The organism is Streptomyces sp. NPDC054842 (assembly GCF_053611025.1).
Map to the genome: position 1 here is coordinate 166,889 of NZ_JBSGZN010000008.1, position 18,545 is coordinate 185,433.

Annotated in this window: 21 protein-coding genes and 1 pseudogene; 11 read left to right on the forward strand and 11 right to left on the reverse strand. The window is 72.4% G+C overall.

Annotated elements, in window-relative coordinates; translation table 11 throughout:
- The first annotated feature begins 123 nt into the window (after nucleotides 1-123).
- The 3 genes from ACWGIS_RS09100 to ACWGIS_RS09110 are packed head-to-tail and all read left to right on the forward strand — an operon-like array spanning nucleotide 124 to nucleotide 2,834.
- Entirely contained in the window at nucleotides 124-1,077 is a 954-nt protein-coding gene (locus tag ACWGIS_RS09100; protein ID WP_453361730.1) for an ABC transporter substrate-binding protein, read from the forward strand.
- Nucleotides 1,078-1,107: 30 nt separating this feature from the next.
- Nucleotides 1,108-2,046 (forward strand): amino acid ABC transporter permease, encoded by a 939-nt coding sequence (locus ACWGIS_RS09105; RefSeq protein WP_453361731.1) that lies wholly within the window; start codon nucleotides 1,108-1,110, stop codon nucleotides 2,044-2,046.
- On the forward strand, nucleotides 2,043-2,834 hold the full coding sequence (locus ACWGIS_RS09110) for an amino acid ABC transporter ATP-binding protein (RefSeq protein ID WP_453361732.1): 792 nt from the start codon (nucleotides 2,043-2,045) through the stop codon (nucleotides 2,832-2,834). The genes ACWGIS_RS09105 and ACWGIS_RS09110 overlap by 4 nt, the downstream gene beginning before the upstream one ends.
- A gap of 79 nt (nucleotides 2,835-2,913) precedes the next feature.
- Here the strand turns inward: ACWGIS_RS09110 and ACWGIS_RS09115 are convergent, their stop codons facing one another.
- Complete coding sequence (locus ACWGIS_RS09115) at nucleotides 2,914-3,693, reverse strand: class I SAM-dependent methyltransferase (protein WP_453361733.1); 780 nt, start codon at nucleotides 3,691-3,693, stop codon at nucleotides 2,914-2,916.
- Nucleotides 3,694-3,793: 100 nt separating this feature from the next.
- On the opposite strand from ACWGIS_RS09115, the gene ACWGIS_RS09120 reads away from it, so the two are divergent.
- Complete coding sequence (locus tag ACWGIS_RS09120; RefSeq protein WP_453361734.1) at nucleotides 3,794-4,423, forward strand: CGNR zinc finger domain-containing protein; 630 nt, start codon at nucleotides 3,794-3,796, stop codon at nucleotides 4,421-4,423.
- Here the strand turns inward: ACWGIS_RS09120 and sodX are convergent.
- Nucleotides 4,327-4,761, reverse strand: a complete 435-nt coding sequence (gene sodX, locus ACWGIS_RS09125; protein WP_453361769.1) for a nickel-type superoxide dismutase maturation protease — start codon at nucleotides 4,759-4,761, stop codon at nucleotides 4,327-4,329. The two genes, ACWGIS_RS09120 and sodX, sit on opposite strands and share 97 nt — an antisense overlap.
- A gap of 145 nt (nucleotides 4,762-4,906) precedes the next feature.
- Between sodX and sodN the strand changes: the two genes are divergently transcribed.
- From sodN to ACWGIS_RS09145, 4 genes are all read left to right on the forward strand, one after another.
- On the forward strand, nucleotides 4,907-5,302 hold the full coding sequence (gene sodN, locus ACWGIS_RS09130) for a superoxide dismutase, Ni (protein ID WP_453361735.1): 396 nt from the start codon (nucleotides 4,907-4,909) through the stop codon (nucleotides 5,300-5,302).
- Nucleotides 5,303-5,467: 165 nt separating this feature from the next.
- Entirely contained in the window at nucleotides 5,468-5,893 is a 426-nt protein-coding gene (locus tag ACWGIS_RS09135; RefSeq protein WP_453361736.1) for a helix-turn-helix transcriptional regulator, read from the forward strand.
- Nucleotides 5,894-5,947: 54 nt separating this feature from the next.
- Nucleotides 5,948-6,364 (forward strand): VOC family protein, encoded by a 417-nt coding sequence (locus ACWGIS_RS09140; RefSeq protein WP_453361737.1) that lies wholly within the window; start codon nucleotides 5,948-5,950, stop codon nucleotides 6,362-6,364.
- Nucleotides 6,365-6,462: 98 nt separating this feature from the next.
- On the forward strand, nucleotides 6,463-7,221 hold the full coding sequence (locus ACWGIS_RS09145; RefSeq protein WP_453361738.1) for a VOC family protein: 759 nt from the start codon (nucleotides 6,463-6,465) through the stop codon (nucleotides 7,219-7,221).
- Here ACWGIS_RS09145 and ACWGIS_RS09150 read toward each other — a convergent pair.
- From ACWGIS_RS09150 to ACWGIS_RS09185, 8 genes and pseudogenes are all read right to left on the reverse strand, one after another.
- Nucleotides 7,158-7,664: an N-acetyltransferase family protein gene (locus ACWGIS_RS09150; RefSeq protein WP_453361739.1), complete on the reverse strand. Its 507-nt coding sequence runs from the start codon at nucleotides 7,662-7,664 to the stop codon at nucleotides 7,158-7,160. The two genes, ACWGIS_RS09145 and ACWGIS_RS09150, sit on opposite strands and share 64 nt — an antisense overlap.
- A gap of 512 nt (nucleotides 7,665-8,176) precedes the next feature.
- Nucleotides 8,177-8,497, reverse strand: a pseudogene (locus ACWGIS_RS09155) (DUF952 domain-containing protein); the annotation flags it as partial.
- A 9-nt stretch (nucleotides 8,498-8,506) separates the two neighbouring features.
- Nucleotides 8,507-9,745 carry an RNA polymerase sigma factor gene (locus ACWGIS_RS09160; RefSeq protein WP_453361740.1) on the reverse strand — a complete coding sequence of 413 codons (1,239 nt, stop codon included), beginning with the start codon at nucleotides 9,743-9,745 and terminating at the stop codon, nucleotides 8,507-8,509.
- Nucleotides 9,742-10,155 (reverse strand): YciI family protein, encoded by a 414-nt coding sequence (locus tag ACWGIS_RS09165; protein WP_453361741.1) that lies wholly within the window; start codon nucleotides 10,153-10,155, stop codon nucleotides 9,742-9,744. Before ACWGIS_RS09165 ends, ACWGIS_RS09160 begins: the two co-directional genes overlap by 4 nt.
- A gap of 108 nt (nucleotides 10,156-10,263) precedes the next feature.
- Nucleotides 10,264-10,461, reverse strand: a complete 198-nt coding sequence (locus ACWGIS_RS09170; RefSeq protein WP_453361742.1) for a hypothetical protein — start codon at nucleotides 10,459-10,461, stop codon at nucleotides 10,264-10,266.
- 212 nt (nucleotides 10,462-10,673) lie between these two features.
- Entirely contained in the window at nucleotides 10,674-11,270 is a 597-nt protein-coding gene (locus ACWGIS_RS09175) for a GNAT family N-acetyltransferase (protein WP_453361743.1), read from the reverse strand.
- Between the two features lie 762 nt (nucleotides 11,271-12,032).
- Nucleotides 12,033-13,163 (reverse strand): family 2 encapsulin nanocompartment cargo protein polyprenyl transferase, encoded by a 1,131-nt coding sequence (locus ACWGIS_RS09180; protein WP_453361744.1) that lies wholly within the window; start codon nucleotides 13,161-13,163, stop codon nucleotides 12,033-12,035.
- Between the two features lie 130 nt (nucleotides 13,164-13,293).
- On the reverse strand, nucleotides 13,294-14,700 hold the full coding sequence (locus ACWGIS_RS09185) for a family 2B encapsulin nanocompartment shell protein (RefSeq protein ID WP_453361745.1): 1,407 nt from the start codon (nucleotides 14,698-14,700) through the stop codon (nucleotides 13,294-13,296).
- Nucleotides 14,701-14,908: 208 nt separating this feature from the next.
- Between ACWGIS_RS09185 and ACWGIS_RS09190 the strand changes: the two genes are divergently transcribed.
- From ACWGIS_RS09190 to ACWGIS_RS09200, 3 genes are all read left to right on the forward strand, one after another.
- Complete coding sequence (locus ACWGIS_RS09190; RefSeq protein WP_453361746.1) at nucleotides 14,909-15,142, forward strand: hypothetical protein; 234 nt, start codon at nucleotides 14,909-14,911, stop codon at nucleotides 15,140-15,142.
- Nucleotides 15,143-15,321: 179 nt separating this feature from the next.
- Nucleotides 15,322-15,912, forward strand: a complete 591-nt coding sequence (locus tag ACWGIS_RS09195; protein ID WP_453361747.1) for an N-acetylmuramoyl-L-alanine amidase — start codon at nucleotides 15,322-15,324, stop codon at nucleotides 15,910-15,912.
- Nucleotides 15,913-15,982: 70 nt separating this feature from the next.
- Nucleotides 15,983-16,900: a 1-aminocyclopropane-1-carboxylate deaminase/D-cysteine desulfhydrase gene (locus tag ACWGIS_RS09200; protein ID WP_453361748.1), complete on the forward strand. Its 918-nt coding sequence runs from the start codon at nucleotides 15,983-15,985 to the stop codon at nucleotides 16,898-16,900.
- Nucleotides 16,901-16,919: 19 nt separating this feature from the next.
- Here ACWGIS_RS09200 and ACWGIS_RS09205 read toward each other — a convergent pair whose 3' ends face one another.
- Complete coding sequence (locus tag ACWGIS_RS09205) at nucleotides 16,920-18,515, reverse strand: Na+/H+ antiporter (RefSeq protein WP_453361749.1); 1,596 nt, start codon at nucleotides 18,513-18,515, stop codon at nucleotides 16,920-16,922.
- Nucleotides 18,516-18,545 lie beyond the last annotated feature (30 nt).

Genomic DNA, 18,545 nt, shown 5'->3' on the forward strand with positions numbered 1-18,545 from the left:
CGAGTCACCTGAATGCGCAAGTCCGAATGGCAAGATGCCGTCATCACACGAGGTCGCGACACCCGATGGTGTGTGTTCTCGTCGACCCATCGGCAACTCCCTCATCCGCCGGAGGAACCCACCATGACCGCAAGCTCCACCCGTCGTACCCCCGCCGCTCGGTCCCGTATAGCAGCGGTCGGTGCGATCGCGGTCGCCGGCGCCCTGCTCGTCACCGGCTGCGGTGACCAGACCAAGGACAAGGGCTCGGACAGCACGAAGACCAGCACCGCCCCGCTGGCGGACAAGCTTCCCCAGGCCATCCGTGACAAGGGCGTCATCAAGGTCGGCTCGGACATCGCGTACGCGCCGGTCGAGTTCAAGGACAAGTCCGGCAAGACCGTCGGCATCGACCCCGACCTCGCGGACGCCATGGGCAAGCAGCTCGGCGTGAAGTTCGAGTTCGAGAACGGCACCTTCGACACCCTGCTGACCGGTCTGCGCTCCAAGCGCTACGACATGGCGATGTCGGCCATGACGGACACCAAGGACCGTCAGGAGGGCATCGACTCCGAGACCGGCAAGAAGGTCGGCGAGGGCGTCGACTTCATCGACTACTTCACCGCCGGTGTCTCCATCTACACGCCCAAGGGCAAGACGCAGGGCATCAAGACCTGGTCCGACCTGTGCGGCAAGAAGATCGCCCTCCAGCGCGGCACGGTCTCCGAGGACCTCGCCAAGGCCGAGTCGAAGAAGTGCACCGGTGGCAAGAAGATCACCATCGAGGCCTACGACAACGACCAGCAGGCCCAGACCCGGCTGCGCGCCGGCGGGGCCGACGCCGGCTCCTCCGACTTCCCGGTCGCCGCGTACGCGGTGAAGACCTCGGGCGGCGGCAACGACTTCGAGATCGTCGGCGACCAGGTCGAGGCCGCTCCGTACGGCATCGCGGTGGCCAAGGGCAACACGCAGCTGCGGGACGCGCTCCAGGCCGCGCTCGACGCGATCATCAAGGACGGCTCGTACGACAAGGTCATCTCCAAGTGGGGCGTTGACGCCGGAGCGGTGAAGTCGGCCGAGATCAACGGCGGCAAGTGACCGCGACAGCGGCGCTGAAAGGCAACATCCGTGACTGCTGACATCGACAAGACGACGGGCCCCGCGGACACTCCGCCGGCCGGACCGGAGGCCATCAAGGCCATTCCGGTGCGGCACTACGGCCGCTATGTCTCCGCCGTCATCGCGATCGCGATCTTCGTCTCGATCATCTACGCGTTCGGCCAGGGCAAGATCAACTGGAACGCCGTTCCGGACTACTTCTTCGACGACCGCATCCTCACGGGCGTCGGCAAGACGCTCCTGCTGACGGTGCTGTCGATGCTGATCGGCATCGTCGGCGGCATCATGCTGGCCGTGATGCGGCTGTCGAAGAACCCGGTGACCTCGTCCATCGCGTGGTTCTACATCTGGTTCTTCCGGGGCACCCCGGTGCTGGTCCAGCTGATCATCTGGTTCAACCTGGGCCTGGTCTTCGAGTACATCAACCTCGGTCCGATCTACAAGGACTACTGGTCGAGCTTCATGACGCCGCTGCTGACGGCGCTCCTGGGTCTCGGTCTGAACGAGGCCGCCTACATGGCGGAGATCTGCCGCGCCGGTCTGCTCTCGGTCGACGAGGGCCAGACCGAGGCCTCGCACGCCCTCGGCATGAGCCACGGCAAGACGCTGCGCCGGATCGTGATCCCGCAGGCGATGCGCGTGATCGTGCCGCCGACGGGCAACGAGGTCATCAACATGCTGAAGACCACGTCGCTGGTCTCGGTGGTCCAGTATCCGGAACTCTTCCGGTACGCCCAGGACATCGGCCAGACCTCCGGCGCACCGGTGGAGATGCTGTTCCTCGCCGCCGCCTGGTACCTGATCATGACCTCGGTCCTCAGCGTCGGGCAGTACTACGTGGAGCGGTACTACGCACGCGGTTCCAGCCGCAGCCTGCCCGCCACCCCGTTCCAGAAGATCAAGGCCAACCTGCTGTCGCTGGGCCGCCCGAAGGGAGGCGCGGCATGACCGCGAACGTGACCAAGGCGGACGCCACCACTGCGATGGTGAAGTCCGAGGGTGTCCACAAGTCCTTCGGCCCGGTGGAGGTCCTCAAGGGCATCGACCTGGAGGTGAAGTCCGGCGAGGTCTTCTGCCTCATCGGCCCCTCGGGTTCCGGCAAGTCGACCTTCCTGCGGTGCATCAACCACCTGGAGAAGGTCAACGCCGGCCGGCTGTACGTCGACGGCGAGCTGGTCGGCTACCGGCAGAAGGGCGACAAGCTCTACGAGCTCAAGGACAGCGAGGTCGCCCGCAAGCGCCGGGACATCGGCATGGTCTTCCAGCGCTTCAACCTGTTCCCGCACATGACGGCGCTGGAGAACGTCATGGAGGCGCCGGTGCAGGTCAAGGGCATCAGCAGGGCCCAGGCGCGGGAGCGCGCGGGCCAGCTCCTGGAGCGAGTGGGCCTCGCGGACAAGGCAGGCAACTACCCCTCGCAGCTGTCCGGCGGCCAGCAGCAGCGCGTGGCGATCGCCCGCGCGCTGGCGATGGACCCGAAGCTGATGCTCTTCGACGAGCCGACCTCGGCGCTCGACCCGGAGCTGGTCGGTGACGTCCTCGACGTCATGCGCGACCTCGCCGAGTCCGGCATGACGATGGTCGTCGTCACGCACGAGATGGGCTTCGCCCGGGAGGTCGGCGACTCGCTGGTCTTCATGGACGGCGGTGTGGTGGTCGAGTCCGGCAACCCGCGCGACGTCCTGACGAACCCGCAGCACGAGCGGACGCAGTCCTTCCTGTCGAAGGTGCTCTGACCGTTCGGCACGCGGCACGCGCCGCACGGGAAGGGGCGGTACGGAAATCTCCGTACCGCCCCTTCCGCGTGAACCGGCGTCACTTCACCGCGAGGACCAGCGCGTCCGACGGCGAGCGCCACACCGGGCGCGCCTCGGCGAAGCCCTTCTCCCGCAGCACGCGGGCGTGCCAGTCGGCGGAGGGGGTGTCACCGTCGGCGTGCTCGCCGTAGATCTCGAAGCGGCGGGCGGTCGGCCCGGCGAGGACCGGGTCCGCGGCGGCCAGCTCCCACCACTGCGCCCAGTCGAGGGCGCCGTCCCGCCCGGCCCGGTCCATCCGCGCGTGCCGCTGGGCGCGTTCCGCCGCGTTGATCCGCGGCGTGGTCTCGTCGATCATGTGGTCGGCGTTCATGAGGACGCCGCCGTCGCGGACGAGTTCCGCGACCTGCCCGTAGAGGACCGCGAGGGGTTCGCAGTGCAGCCAGTGCAGGGCCGTCGCGGTCAGGACGGCGTCGTACGACGCGTACGGCAGTGCCGTCGTCCACGCGGGGTCCTTGAGGTCGGCGGTGACGAAGGAGACCCGGTCGTCCCCGTCGAAGGTGCCCCGGGCGATGGTGAGCAGGGCCGGGTCGAGGTCGACGCCGGTGCTGCGCGCGTCCGGGAACCGGTCGAGCAGCCGGGCGGTGACGGTGCCCGTGCCGCAGGCGAGGTCGAGGACGCGCGGCGCGGTGCCGACGAGGGCCTCCACCATGTCGAGCATGACCCGGAACCGCTCCTCGCGGTCGGGCATGTACCACTCCTGCTGCCGGTCCCAGCTCTTCTGCCAGGCCTGCCAGTCGGTTCCGGCCGTCGCCCTGTCCGTTCCGGTCGTGCTCGTCATGGCCGCCCCTTCTCCACTCCGCCGCGTAATACCCTGTAAGCACAGTCATCTCTTACCCGACCGCAGCCACGACGATAGAGCGCCCCAGTAAGGACTACAAGTGGAACTGGCCTATTACTCGGATTACGCGGTACGACTCGTCAACAGCGAGGAACCCGCCCGGGGCAAGGACGCGCTCACCTCGGTCGAGGCCATCCGCGACCTCTTTGCGGGCAACGCCTCGGCGGCCCGGCGCGCCACGGACGCGGACGTCACCCGCTTCCGCTCGGTGCGCGGCCGGCTGCGCGCGGTCTTCGAGGCGGCGGACACCGGGGACGAGACCCTGGCCGTGGACCTGCTGAACTCGCTGCTGCTGGAGTTCCCCGTGAGCCCGCAGATCTCGGGCCACGACCACCGCGACGACAACGGCCGCCCGCTGTGGCACATGCACCTCGCGGACCACCCGTCGAACGTGACCGCGGGCTACGCGGCCATCGCCGCCATGGGCCTGGCGTTCCACCTCACCGAGTACGGCGTCGACCGGCTCGGCCTGTGCGAGGCCGCGCCCTGCCGCAACGCCTTCCTCGACACCTCCACCAACCGCTCCCGGCGCTACTGCTCCGACCGCTGCGCCACCCGGGCCAACGTGGCCGCCTACCGCGCCCGCAAGCGCCTGGAGGCGGACCGGCCGGAGAGCACGGGCCTGGCCGCGGACAGCGCCCAGCGGGCGAGCGCGAGCGGCGAACGCTGACCGTCCTTGGGCGGCCGGTAGCGGAAGAGCACCTTCCCCAGCACCAGTTCCTCGGGGACGGTGCCGTAGTCGGTGCTGTCCCCGCCGGCGAACGCGTTGTCCCCGAGCACCCACCAGCCGCCCTCGCGCCGCTCCGCCGCCCGCTTGACGACGAGCAGGTCCTGCTGGAACGGATGCCGCAGCACCACCACGTCGCCGGGGCGCACGCGCGCCCCGTACTGCACGACGAGGCGGTCCCCGTGGTGGAGCGTGGGCACCATCGACGGCCCCGTCACCTCGGCCACCCCGAAGGGCAGCACGGCCGTCTCCCGCTCGCCGTCCTGCGACAGTTCCGGCATCACCGGCACCTCCCCGGTCCGATCGTCCACCAGTCTCAGTCTCACCCCGGACTTTTGTCCTAAGCCCATGGGGGCACCCGCGAAATCCCGTCTCGCACGGAGTAATGTCCCACCTGAGAAGACGATCACGAGGAAGGACAGCTCAATGCTTTCCCGCCTGTTTGCCCCCAAGGTCAAGGTCAGCGCGCACTGCGACCTGCCCTGCGGCGTGTACGACCCGGCCCAGGCCCGCATCGAGGCGGAGTCGGTGAAGGCCGTCCAGGAGAAGATGGCCGGCAACGACGACCCGCACTTCCAGGCCCGCGCCACGGTCATCAAGGAGCAGCGCGCCGAGCTCGCGAAGCACCACGTGTCGGTGCTCTGGAGCGACTACTTCAAGCCCCCGCACTTCGCGAAGTACCCCGAGCTGCACCAGCTGGTCAACGACACCCTGAAGGCCCTCTCGGCCGCCAAGGCGTCGACCGACCCGGCCACCGGCCAGAAGGCGCTGGACCTGATCGCCCAGATCGACAAGATCTTCTGGGAGACCAAGAAGGCCTGATGCTCGGCCGCGCCACCCGGCCTGCGATCTCTTCGTCGCCCGGTCTTCCGACCGCACCCGGTCCGCACACCGCCCGCCCGGCGGCCAGGCGGACCGGGTGCGGTCTTTTCACGGTCCTCGTGAATGCCCGGGACCGCGCGGGCCGCGCCGTGCCATCCTGAGGACGTGACGCTGGAGGACCTGGTGCGGCTGCGGCGGGCTCGTGACCGCATGGACCGCGACTACACGCAGCCGCTGGACGTGGCCGAGCTGGCGCGTACCGCCCTGATGTCGCCGGGGCACTTCCAGCGCAGCTTCCGCGCCGCCTTCGGCGAGACGCCGTACACGTACCTGATGACGCGCCGCATCGAGCGGGCCAAGGCCCTGCTGCGGCGCGGCGACCTCTCGGTCACCGAGGTGTGCTTCGCCGTCGGGTGCACCTCGCTCGGGTCCTTCAGCTCCCGCTTCACCGAGCTGGTGGGTGAGACCCCGAGCGCGTACCGGGCCCGCCCGCACGACCACGGGGCGCCGATCCCCTCGTGCGTGGCGCAGCGCCTCACCCGCCCGGCCAGGCACCGCAATCCCGAGGCGGAACCGGGCTCGCGGCTCTGAGCGGCCCGCCCGCGGAACGGGCGGGAACCGGACGGCAGGGCCTAGCGTGGCGTCATGGACCTGAAACTGTCACAGTGCTTCATCGCCGTCGACGACCACGACAAGGCGCTCGCGTTCTACCGCGACGTCCTCGGTCTCGAGGTGCGCAACGACGTGGGATTCGAGGGCATGCGCTGGGTGACCGTCGGCTCCCCGCTCCAGCCCGACGTGGAGATCGTCCTGGAGCCGCCGGCCGCGGACCCGAACACCTCGCCCGCGGACAAGCTGGCGATGGCCGAACTCCTCGCCAAGGGCGTGCTCCGCGGGGTCATCTTCCGCACCGGCGACTGCGACGCCCTCTTCGAACGCGTCCGTGCCTCCGGTGCCGACGTGATCCAGGAGCCGACCGACCAGCCCTACGGCGTGCGGGACTGCGCCTTCCGCGACCCCGCGGGCAATCTGCTGCGCTTCAACGAGCCCCGGCGGGGCTGAGCCGGCCGCTCCGCCGGAAACGCCGTTGCGCGGCCGGGCGCTCCGGGAGACGGTACGCACCGTACGAGCGTACGAACCGTCCGACAGGGAGCGCGCACATGACCCAACCGATCCGGTGGACCTACGCCTTCGTCGACCGGCCCGCCGCCCAGGCCGGGCCGGCCCGCGACTTCTGGACGGCGGTCACCGGAACGCGTCCCTCCGCGCCCCGCGGCGAGTTCCTGACCCTGCTGCCCGACGGGGCCGACCCGTGTGTGAAGACGCAGGGCGTCGACGCGGGCGAGGGCGGCGCGCACCTCGACCTCGCCGTCGAGGACGTCCCGGCGCTGGTGGCGGCGGCACGGGAGCTGGGCGCCGGAGTGGTCGCCGATCACGGCGAGTGGACCGTGCTGCGCTCCCCGGCCGGGCCGGCGTTCTGCGCGGTGCCCTGGCTCGGGGAGTCGGTGCGGCCGCCCGTGGTGCCGGGCCCCGAGGGCGCGACCAGCCGGCTCGACCAGGTGTGCCTCGACGTCCCGCCGTCCCTGTACGCGGCGGAGGTCGCGTTCTGGGGCGCGCTCACGGGATGGACGTCGCGCCCGAGCACCCTGCCGGAGTTCCACGTCGTCGAACCGCCCGCGGACCTGCCCGTGCGCATCCTGCTGCAACGGCTCGGCACCGAGCGCCCCGCCTCCGCCCACCTGGACGTCGCCTGCTCCGACGTCGAGGCGGTACGGACCCGGCACGAGGAACTCGGCGCCGCCTTCGTCGGCCGCGGAACGGGCTGGACGGTGATGCTGGACCCGGCGGGCGGCACCTACTGCCTGACGGGCCGTGACCCGGAGACGGGCGGACGGCTCCCGTCCGCCGGCAGCGAGTAACGGCGCTTCTCCCTGCCGCGGGCGCCGAGGCGGTCGTAGAAGCGGATCGCGCCCTCGTTCCACAGGGGGGTCTGCCACTGGACCTCGCCGAGACCGAGGGCCCGCGCCTCGGCGAGCACCGCCTCCATCAGCAGCCGGCCCAGTCCGCGGCCCCGCCGGTCCTCGCGCAGGAAGAGGCAGTCCATGTGCAGGTACTCCGCGCCGTCCCAGGTGGACAGCTCGGGGGCGCAGGTCGCGTAGCCGACGATCTCGCCGTCGCCCGACTCCGCGACCAGGCACCGCAGCCGGGGCGACGCGGTGCTGAAGAGCAGCCCTTCGAGCCGCCCGGCCAGTCCGGGGGCGGGCGGCTCGGCCCGCTCGTAGGCGGCGTGCTCGGCGGCCAGCACGGCCACCTGCGGGAGGTCCTCGCGCCGTGCCGGGCGCACGCGGGGCGTGCCGGTCACCGCGCCGTCCCCGTCAGGACGTCGGCGCCCCACGCGGTCAGCCGCCGCGCGAGCGGACCCTCGCCGTCCAGGACGTGGGCGGCGAACGCGTCCCGCTCGTGCGCCAGCACCGCCGCCTCCCAGACGCAGGGGGCGAGTCCCTGCCTGCCGGGCCGCAGCAGCGCCGGCTCACCGGCCGGTCCGGCGAACACCGCGAGGTCGGACATGTACCCCTCGACCCAGGTGTGCACGAGGACGTAGTCGCCGTCGCCTCCCGCGTGCACCAGCAGGACGGCGAGGCCCAGCGAACCGCGGGTCGCGCCCAGCGCCAGCTGGTCCGCCGCGATCCGCAGCGCGGCCGTCTCGTCGTCGTCGCCGACCACGCGCCCGGGCGCCTCGACCGCGTACACCTTCAGGAGGTGCCCGGCGGTCTCCCGCACGCCCAACGCCCTTACGGCGCGCGCGTGATGGCCGTCGGCGAGCGCGGTCAGCGCGGCCACGTCCACGGCCGACGGCAGGGCCGCGTCCGCGCTCCAGGGCTCGACGTCCACCACGGCCTCCACCGGGACCGGCCCGTAGATGTGGGGGAACTCCTCGCCGCCGGGTTCCGGGGACTCGTGGCGGACCTCCGCACCGAGCCGCCCGGTGTCGATCACCAGGACCACCAGCTCGTCGGGCCCGGTGTACGAGCCGTACAGGAAGCCGGCCACCCGGGGGAGCTGGTGGCGCAGCGAGCAGTGGATGAAGCCCTCCTCCTGGAGGGTCCGGCCGCGGGTGGACACCTCGTAGGTGCCCGCGGCGCGGGCGGCGTCCCACAAGGAGCGCTCGGTGATGTGCAACAGGTGTTCGGGCATGGCGCCACGCTACGGCGTCAGCCGCGCGGCCCGCCCTCTCAGGTAGCGCTGCTCAGGCAGGCTGAGGGTCCGCTCCGCCGCCGACTCGTAGGCGGCCCGGGCGCCCGCCGTGTCGCCCGCCCGCTCCAGGAGGTGGCCGCGGACCGCGTCGACGCGATGGCCGGCCGCCGATTCACCGGCCAGGAGGTCCAGTTCGGCCAGGCCCGCGTGCGGTCCGCGCACCATGGCCACGGCCACCGCGCGGTTGAGGCGTTCGGCGGGGCCGGGGACCTGGCGGACGAGGACGTCGTAGAGGCCGAGGATCTCGGACCAGTCCGTCTCCTCCGGCGACGCGGCCTCGTCGTGCACGGCGGCGATGGCGGCGCGCAGCCGGTACGGGCCCGCCGGTCCCCGTGACAGCGCGGCTGTCACCAGGGCCACTCCCTCCTGGATCGCCGCCTTGTCCCACAGCCCGCGGTCCTGCTCGTCCAGGGGGACGAGTTCGCCGTGCGGGCCGGTCCGCGCGGCCCGGCGGGCGTCGGTGAGCAGCATCAGCGCCAGCAGGCCCGCCACCTCGCCGTCCTCGGGGAGCAGCCGGTGGACCGTGCGGGTCAGCCGGATGGCCTCGCCCGCGAGTTCGGACCGCAGCAGGGACGCGCCGGAGGTCGCCGTGTAACCCTCGTTGAAGACGAGGTACAGGACGTGGAGGACCGCGGGCAGCCGTTCGGCCCAGTTGTCGGGGCGGTCGAAACGGACCCCTTTCACCCGCTGCTTCGCCCGGCTGATGCGCTGCGCCATGGTGGCCTCGGGCACGAGGTGGGCGCGGGCGATCTCCGCCGTGGTGAGGCCGCCGACGGCGCGCAGGGTGAGCGCGACCCGCGCGGGCGGGGTCAGGTCCGGGTGGCAGCAGAGGAACAGCAGGGTGAGCGTGTCGTCCTCGCGCGGCGCCCGGCCGGTCCCCGGTCCGGGCGCGGTGAACGCGTCGCGCGGTGTCAGGGCCGCCGCCCGCTCCTCGCGCAGCCGCCGGGCCTCCTCCGCGCGCAGGGCGTCGGTCAGCCGCCGCGACGCCACCTTGATCAGCCAGCCGCGCGGGTTGTCGGGCCGTCCGGCCTCGGGCCACTGCCGGGCCGCCGCGAGCAGGGCCTCCTGTACGGCTTCCTCGGCCGCGTCGAAGTGCCCGTACCGGCGGACGAGTGCGCCGAGGACCTGCGGCGCGTGTCGGCGCAGCAGGTCCTCGGTGTCGGTCCGCCCGCCGCGCGACGGGGTCACACGTCCCCGGCGCCGCCGTCGACGGGCCGGATCACCACCGGGTGGCCGGTGAGCCCCTCCGGTCCCGGGCAGCGGGTCACGCGGGCGGCGATCTCGGTGACCCGGTCCAGGCTCTCGCACTCCACGAGCCAGTAGCCGGCCATCACTTCCTTGGTCTCGCCGTAGGGCCCGTCGGTGATCACCGGCTCGCCGTCCTTGCCGGCGGCGACCAGCCGGGTCCTGGCCGGTTCCACCAGACCCTGCGCGTCGACGAGTTCACCGGACTCGGAGAGGTCGTCGCTGATCGCGCCCATGTACGCGTACATGGCCTGTATCTCCTGCTCGCTCCAGGCCGGGGAGGTAGCGGAGGCCTTGCCCTGCATCGCCTCGTAGTCGGCCTGGGTGCCCTGCACCATCACCAGGTACTTCATGACTCGGCTCCTTCGTCTCCCGGTCCCGGCCGCCCGGGTGCGGGCGGCTCTCACAGGGGACGTCGGGGCCGGGTCGGGTTTCTCGACACGGCCGCGCGCCTTTTTTTCTCAGGACGTGTCGGAGAGGGGCCTGCCGGGTGCCTCCCGGTGGTCCTCCGCGGACTCGTCGGCGTTCGCCTCGCAGTCCGGGTTCCGGCAGGGCCCTGCCACCCAGGTGGGGACCCAGGCGCCCAGGGTCTTGTGCCGCCTGACGACCGTGGCGACCGGCTGCCCGCAGACGGGACAGACATGCTCTTCGGTGCCCATGCCTTCAGGGTAGGCCGAAAGGAGGACCGGCGCCCCCTGCCGTACGTCCCCTTCCCGGGCCCGCGTCGACGGGCGTGCGCGGGCCCGGGAATCCCCCTGCCGTACGACCCCGTCCCGGCCACGTCGACAGGCGTGCACGGGCCCGGGGACGCCCGGCGGGTCCAGGGCCGCGCCAGGTCCGGGGCCGGAGGTCCGGGAGGGCAGGTGGGCCGTCAGCCCTGGGGCTCTCGCCACATCGGCCACATGAGCGGGCCTCCCGGCAGTTCCACCGCGCGGCCGGTGAAGGCGAAGCCGAGCCGCTCGTACAGCGCGCGGCTGCGGGCGCTGCTCGCCTCCAGATAGGCGGGCAGACCCTCCCGGTCGCAGCGGTCGAGGACCGGCTGCATCAGTGCGGAGCCGAGGCCCTCGCCCTGTCGGCCGGGCGCCACGGCGATCATCCACAGGTACGCGTGGGCACGGTCGGTGGGGTGCGCCTCGTTGGTCAGACGGCCGACCAGTTCGACGCGTTCGTTGGCCGGGTCGACCGCCTCGCGCAGCAGCGCGGCGTCGTCGTCCTCGCCCTCGTGCCCCGATCCGGCGGGCACGGACAGCCACAGCGCGCAGGCGGTGCCGTCCTCGGTGACGTCGACCCACCCCTCGGCGAGCACGATGTCGAGAAAGGCCGCCATCAGCTTGGGATGCGTGCCGCGGCGGTGCGTCTCGTCGGGGAAGATCCAGCCGCTCACCGGGTCGTCGCGGAACGCCTCGTCGAGCAGCCGCACGATCAGCTCGCGGTCCCCCCTGCCCGCCGCCCTGATGGCCACGCCCATGTCCCGCCCCTTCGCCTCAACAGCCGTCGAACGTACGCCGGTTCAGCCTAATGGGTGACGACACCCGCGCCCTCTCGCACCTGGGTACGCGGAGCCTGCCCGGGTCGGGTCGGGTCGCGGGGGCGGTGCGCCTCGGGAGGGACCCCAGGGCGGTGGGCGTCGGTATGGGGTTGGGGACCGGTGGGCGTCGGTGTTGACCCCGGGGGCGGTGGCCTCGGGACGGGTGGGCGTCGGGAGCGGTGGGCTTCGGGACGGGTGGGCTTCGGGTGCGATGGGCGTCAGTCTTGACCCCGAGGGCGGTGGCCTCGGGACCGGTGGCCTCGGGATGGACCCCGGGCCCGTACGGAGGTCAGGTGCCGTACGGGCCCGGAGGCTTTGGGAGGACTCGCCCCGGGGCGCCGCCTGTCACGGCGCGCGACGAGCCCCGGGTGTCCGCCGCGCACGGGCGGTGGACGGACGTCCCAGGGTGTCCGCCAGGCACGGGCGGTGGACGGACGTCCCAGGGTGTCCGCCGCGCGCCGCCGTGGACGACGGTCCTCCGGGCGTCCGCCGTCCACAGGCGGTGGACGGCCGGCCCCAGAGTGTCAGCCACGCGAGCCGTGGTCGGCGGCCCCCGGGTGTCCGCCGCCCACAGGTGGTGGAAGGACGTTCCCGGGTGTCCCCCACGCGGGCCGTGGACGACGGTCCCCGGGTGTCCGCCGCACACGCACGGCGGACGGCCGTCCCCAGGGTGTCCGCCGCGCACGGGCCGTGCGCGGGCGGTCAGGTGGTGCGCCGGGTCACGAACTCGGCCAGGGCGAGCAGACCGCCCGCCGCCTCCGGTTCCGGGACCGCCCGGGACAGCTCGTGCATCGCCCGGGCCATCCGGTCGGCCGCCTGGGCCTGCGCCCAGTCGCGGCCCCCGGCCCGCTCGACGGCCAGCACCGTGCGCTCCAGATCCCCTTCCGTGTAGGGAGCCGCGTACAGCTCGGCCAGTTCGGCCGCGGCCGGGGTGCCGGAGGCCAGCGCCGCGACCACGGGCAGTGACTTCTTGCGGGCGACGAGGTCCGCCCCGGCCGGCTTGCCGGTACGGCCCGGGTCCCCCCAGATCCCGATGACGTCGTCGATCAGCTGGAACGCGAGCCCGGCCTGCCGGCCGAACGCGTCCAGTGCCTCGACGTCCTCGTCGTCCGCGCCCGCGTACAGCCCGCCGAGGGCGCACGCGCAGCCGAGCAGCGCCCCTGTCTTGGCCTCGGCCATGGCCAGGCACTCCTCCAGGGTGACCTCCCCGGGAGGGCGCCTCTCCATGGCCGTGTCGGTGTGCTGCCCCTCGCACAGTTCGATCACGCAGTCCGCCAGCCGGGTGGCGGCTGCCTGGGACGCCGGGTGCGGATCCTCGGCGAGCAATCGCAGGGCGAGCGCCTGGAGCGCGTCCCCGGCGAGGATCGCGTCGGCGTCCCCGAACACCGTCCATGCCGTGGGTCTGTGCCGGCGGGTGGTGTCCCGGTCCATGACGTCGTCGTGCAGTAGCGAGAAGTTGTGGATCAACTCCACCGCCGCGGCCGCCCGTACGGCCGCCGTGTCCCGTCCGCCGAGCGCCCGGGCCGCGGTCAGCACGAGGGCGGGCCGGATGGCCTTGCCCGCGTTGCCCGCGGCCGGGGTGCCGTCCGCGTGCTGCCAGCCGAAGTGGTAGAGCCCGGTCCTGCGCATCGCGCCGGGCAGCGACTCGACGGCGCGACGCAGCTCGGGGTCGACGGACGCCCGGGCGCGCTCCAGGATCGCGGCCGCCTCCTGCCCGTCGGACGGGCCCGGCACGTGCTGCCTCCCGACGGGTGCGGTGGACGGCGGCCCTTGCCTGTCGATGGGGCGGTGCCTTTCGCGTGTCTCGGTCGGGCTCTGCTTCGTCTCCGTCATGAACTCACCCGTGGGATCGGCTCGGAGAGTCCGCGGACGGTGGCTCCGCCGCTTCTGCACCGGGCGCGTGCCCCCGCCGGGGTGTCCCCGCCCGGCGGGGCGGGGACACGGCGTCCAGTGCGCTTCGGGGTCACCGCCAGCGGCCGATCTCGACGTTCTCCAGGATGCCGAGCGCGTCTGGCACGAGGACCGCCGCGGAGTAGTAGGCGGTCACCAGGTAGGAGATGATCGCCTGCTCGCTGATGCCCATGAAGCGGACCGACAGGCTCGGCTCGATCTCGTCCGGGATGCCCGACTGCTGGAGTCCGATGACGCCCTGCTCGGCCTCGCCGGTTCGCATGGCGATGATGGACGTCGTACGGGCGTCGCTGACCGGGATCTTGTTGCAGGGGAAGATCGGCACTCCGCGCCAGGTCGGGATGCGGTTCCCCGCCATGTCGATGGTCTCCGGGACGAGTCCGCGCTTGTTGAGCTCGCGGCCGATCGCGGAGATCGCGCGCGGGTGGGCGAGGAGCATCTTGGTGCCGCGCCGGCGGCTGAGCAGCTCGTCGAGGTCGTCGGGGCTGGGGACGCCGTCGTGCGGCTGGATCCGCTGGTCGTACTCGCAGTTGTTCAGGAGGCCGAACTCGCGGTTGTTGATCAGCTCGTGCTCTTGGCGCTCCTTCAACGCCTCGACGGTGAGCCTCAGTTGCTGCTCGGTCTGGTTCATCGGCTGGTTGTAGAGGTCCGCGACGCGCGAGTGCAGGCGCAGCACGGTCTGGGCGATGCTGAGTTCGTACTCGCGGGGAGCGGACTCGTAGTCCACGAAGGTGCCGGGGATCTCCGGCTCACCGGTGTGGCCGGCCGCGAGGTCGATCTCCTTCTCGCCGTACTTGTTCGTCCGCTGGTGGGGGATGGAGCGCATCTCCCGGAGGTGACCGCTCAGGGACTCGGAGCGCTCCGCGACCTGTTCGAGGTCCTGGCGGGGCAGGAAGAGCACGGTGCAGGCGGTGACCGCGCGCGCCGTGTACTCCCAGATGGCGTCCGGGTCGATCAGGGCCTGCTCGCCGAAGTACGCGCCGTCCGCCAGGTTCCCGAGGACGGCGTCGTCGCCGTACGGCCCGGTGCCGACCTTCTCCACCCGGCCGTGCGCGAGGAGGAACACCCCCTCGGCCGGGCTGCCGAACTCGGTGAGGACCGCGCCCGGCTCGAACTCCCGCTGCCGGCAGCGGGCGGCGAGCTCGCCGAGGACCTCCTCGTCGTCGAACGTCCGCAGGATCGGCAGCTCGCCGAGCTCCGCGGGGATGACCCGCACCTGGTCACCGGTCTTCACGAACGTCACGCGGCCGTCGCCCACCGAGTAGCTCAGCCGCCGGTTCACCCGATACGTACCACCCTGCACATTCACCCAGGGCAGCGTGCGCAGCAGCCAGCGCGAGCTGATCTCCTGCATCTGCGGCACGGACTTGGTCGTGGTGGCCAGGTTCCGCGCGGCCGTTGTGCCGAGACTCTGCTGCGGCTTGTCCTGACCCGCGCGGACCTCTTCGCCTACCGACATGAAAATTGCCCTCCCGGTCGTGCACTGATCTGCGAGGACAACCCTTCCATCACGCAGCGTGTTGGTGCTATTACACGAATGAGGGGGAATGGACCGCATGACGGCTGGGCATAGGGCGGAGCACACGGCCGGGGGAACTCCCGGATCCAGCCAACCGTTTGACCTCCCGACCACACCCTCGACGGACGATCAAGGACGGGAGAGGGCCATGGCGGGCTTTCTGGACCGCGCGAAGGAGCAGGCGCAGCGCGGCCTCACGCAGGGCAGGCAGAAGATCGACGACGTGCAGGCGCAGCGCGCCGGCGGCGATCTGCTGAAGAGACTGGGCGCCGCGTACTACGCGGAGCGGCGCGGCAGTGGTTCTCCCGAGGCGACGCGGCAGGCGCTCCAGGCGCTGGAGAGTCACATCGCGTCAAACGGGGACGCTTTCCTGCGGGGTTGACAAGCCCGCCGGTCGATTCGGGACAGGGTCGGTCATCGCTGGTCGTCGCCCTCGTGTCGCGCTGACCGGTTCGGCTCGCACGCCGTGCGAACGGCTGGTCCCGGCCACCTCGTTGCGGGTACAAGCACCGGTACGAGGCGTTCGCGGCAGGCGGTCGTCGCGCAGCGAAGGGGGCAGTCGTGGCCCCACCCATGTCCGCTCGGCGTTTCCTCGACCGGCTCAGAGCGGAAGGCGTCACCGTCGTCGAGGTCGGCGACTGGGAGCACCACAACCGCAACCACAAGGGCCCCTGGGGTCCGGTGCACGGCGTGATGATCCACCACACCGTGACCTCGGGCAGCGCGCGCACGGTCGAGATGTGCCGCGTCGGGCACCCGGACCTGCCGGGTCCCCTGTGCCACGGGGTGATCACCAAGGACGGCGTCGTGCACCTCATCGGCTACGGGCGCGCCAACCACGCGGGGCTCGGGGACGACGACGTCCTGCGCGCCGTGATCGCCGAGAAGGCGCTCCCTCCGGACAACGAGGCGAACACCGACGGCAACCGCCACTTCTACGGCTTCGAGTGCGAGAACCTGGGCGACGGCGAGGATCCGTGGCCGCCGGAGCAGCTCGACGCCGTCGAGCGGGTCTCGGCCGCCATCTGCCGTCACCACGGCTGGACCGAGCGCTCGGTCGTGGGCCATCTGGAGTGGCAGCCCGGCAAGGTGGATCCGCGGGGGTTCACCATGGCGTTCCTGCGCGGGCGCGTCCGCGACCGCCTGAAGTGACCTGACACCGGGCGCCGAGGGAAAGTCCGCCCACGCGCCCACTCCCGCACACATGTCCGACAATGGCGGGGTGACCAGCTCCGACCGTCCCGAGGCGCTCTCCCCCGCCGGACCGCCGCCGCGGCTCCCGTCGCCGCTGCGGGAGGCCGCGGACGGGCGTCTCGCGCGGCACGGCGTGCGGCTGCTGCTCAAGCGGGACGACCTGATCCACCCGGAGCTGATCGGCAACAAGTGGCGCAAGCTCGTGCCGAACCTGACCGCGGCCGCGGGCCGCACGCTGCTCACCTTCGGCGGCGCGTACTCCAACCACCTGCGGGCGACGGCCGCCGCGGGCCGTCTCCTGGGCCTGCCGACCGTCGGTGTGGTCCGCGGCGAGGAGCTGGCCGGCCGCCCCCTCAACCGCTCGCTCGCCCGGTGCGCGGCGGACGGCATGCGGCTGCACTTCGTCGACAGGGCGACGTACCGCCGCAAGGGCGAGCCGGAGACGCTGGCCGGGCTTCTGCGGGCGGCCGGCGCCGAGGACGCGTACGTGGTGCCGGAGGGCGGCAGCAACTCCCCGGCCGTACGCGGCTGCCGGGCGCTCGGCGAGGAACTGGGCGCCCACGCCGACGTGGCCGCCGTCGCCTGCGGCACCGGCGGCACCCTGGCGGGGCTGGCCGCGGGGCTGGCGCCGGGCTGCCGGGCCCTGGGGATACCGGTGCTCAGAGGCGGCTTCCTGGGCGAGGAGGTGCGGGCCCTCCAGCGGGAGGCGTTCGGCGGCCCGCGCGGCGACTGGTCCCTGGACGACCGCTTCCACTGCGGCGGCTACGCCCGTACGACTCCGGAACTCGACCGCTTCGCCGCGGACTTCGAGCAGCGTCACGGACTGGCCGTCGAACGTCTCTATGTCGCCAAGATGCTGTACGGACTTGTCGCCCTGGCCGACGAGGGCGCCTTCCCGCGCGGGACGACGGTGGCGGCCGTGATCACCGGCACGCCGTTCGCCTGAACCGCCCGCGCGGCGCACGTCACTGCGTCTCCCGGAAGGCGGCCGCCTCCTCCAGGTCCAGCCGCCGCAGCAGGCTCCGCAGCATCTCGTCGTCGATGTAGCGCAGGTCCCGCAGCTTCACGAAGACCCCGCGCTCGGCGCTGATCATCTCCCGGGAGAGCCGGCGGTAGGTGTCGTCCTGGGTCTCCCCGGTCGTCGGGTTGACCGCCCCGAGCCGTTCCCAGACGGCGTTGCGGCGCCGCTCCAGGACGCTGCGCAGCCGTTCGGCGAGCGGTCCGGGAAGAGCGTTGCGCTCGTCGGCGAGGAGTTCGTCGAGCCGCTTTTCGGCCGCCCGGGACGCCTGGGCCTGCGCGTTGGCCTCCGCGAGCGTCTCCGCCTGCTGGTCCCGGCCCGGGAGTCCCAGCAGCCGGATCAGCGGTGGCAGGGTGAGCCCCTGCACGACCAGCGTCCCGATGACGGTGGTGAAGGTGAGGAAGAGGATGAGGTTCCGTCCGGGGAACCCGCCGCCGTCGTGCATGGTCAGCGGGATCGAGAAGGCGATGGCGAGTGACACCACGCCCCGCATCCCGGCCCAGGAGATCACGAACGGCGCCTTCCAGGTGGGGTCGGTCTCGCGCCCCCGGATGCGCGCGGAGATGATCCGGGGCAGGAACGTCGCCGGGTACACCCACACGAACCGCGTGGCGACCACCACCAGGAACAGCGCCACCGCGTACCAGGCGGCGCGGCCTCCCTCGTAGGCCCCGAGCCCCTTCAGCACCACGGGCAGCTGCAGTCCGATGAGGGCGAACACTGCCGACTCCAGGACGAAGGCGACCATCTTCCAGACGGCCTCCTCCTGGAGGCGGGTGGCGAAGTCGACCTCCCAGGAGCGGTGGCCGAGGTACAGCGCGACGACGACCACGGCGAGCACCCCGGAGGCGTGCACCTGCTCGGCGATCCCGTACGCGACGAAGGGGATCAGCAGGGAGAGCGTGTTCTGGAGCAGCGCCTCCCCCAGGTGCGTGCGCAGCCAGTGCAGCGGCACCATCAGCACGAGCCCGACGACCACGCCGCCGACGGCGGCCACCAGGAACTCGCGCAGGCCGCCCGCCCAGGTCGCGCCCTCGCCGACCGCCGCCGCCAGGGCCACCTTGAAGGCGGTGATCGCGGTGGCGTCGTTCACCAGGGACTCGCCCTGGAGGATCGTGGTGATCCGCGACGGCAGTCCCACCCGGCGGGCGACCGCGGTCGCCGCGACGGCGTCCGGCGGCGCCACCACCGCGCCGAGCACGAGCGCCGCCGTCAGCGGCAGGCCCGGCACGATCAGGTACGCGGCGTACCCCACGACGACGGTCGCGAAGAGGACGTAGCCGACGGACAGCAGGGCGACCGGGCGCATCTGGGCCCGCAGGTCGAGATAGGAGCTGTCGGCGGCCGCCGTGTAGAGGAGCGGCGGCAGCAGCAGCGGCAGCACCACGTCGGGGTCGAGCGTGTAGTCGGGCACCCCGGGCACGTAGGAGATCAGCAGGCCGGCCGCGACCAGCAGCAGGGGGGCGGGCACCGGCGTACGCCGGGCGGCCCCCGCGACCGCCGCACTGCCCGCCACCAGCAGCAGCAGTGGCAAAACATCCATCGTCCTCAGCCCGCCCTCGGATTCCGCGCG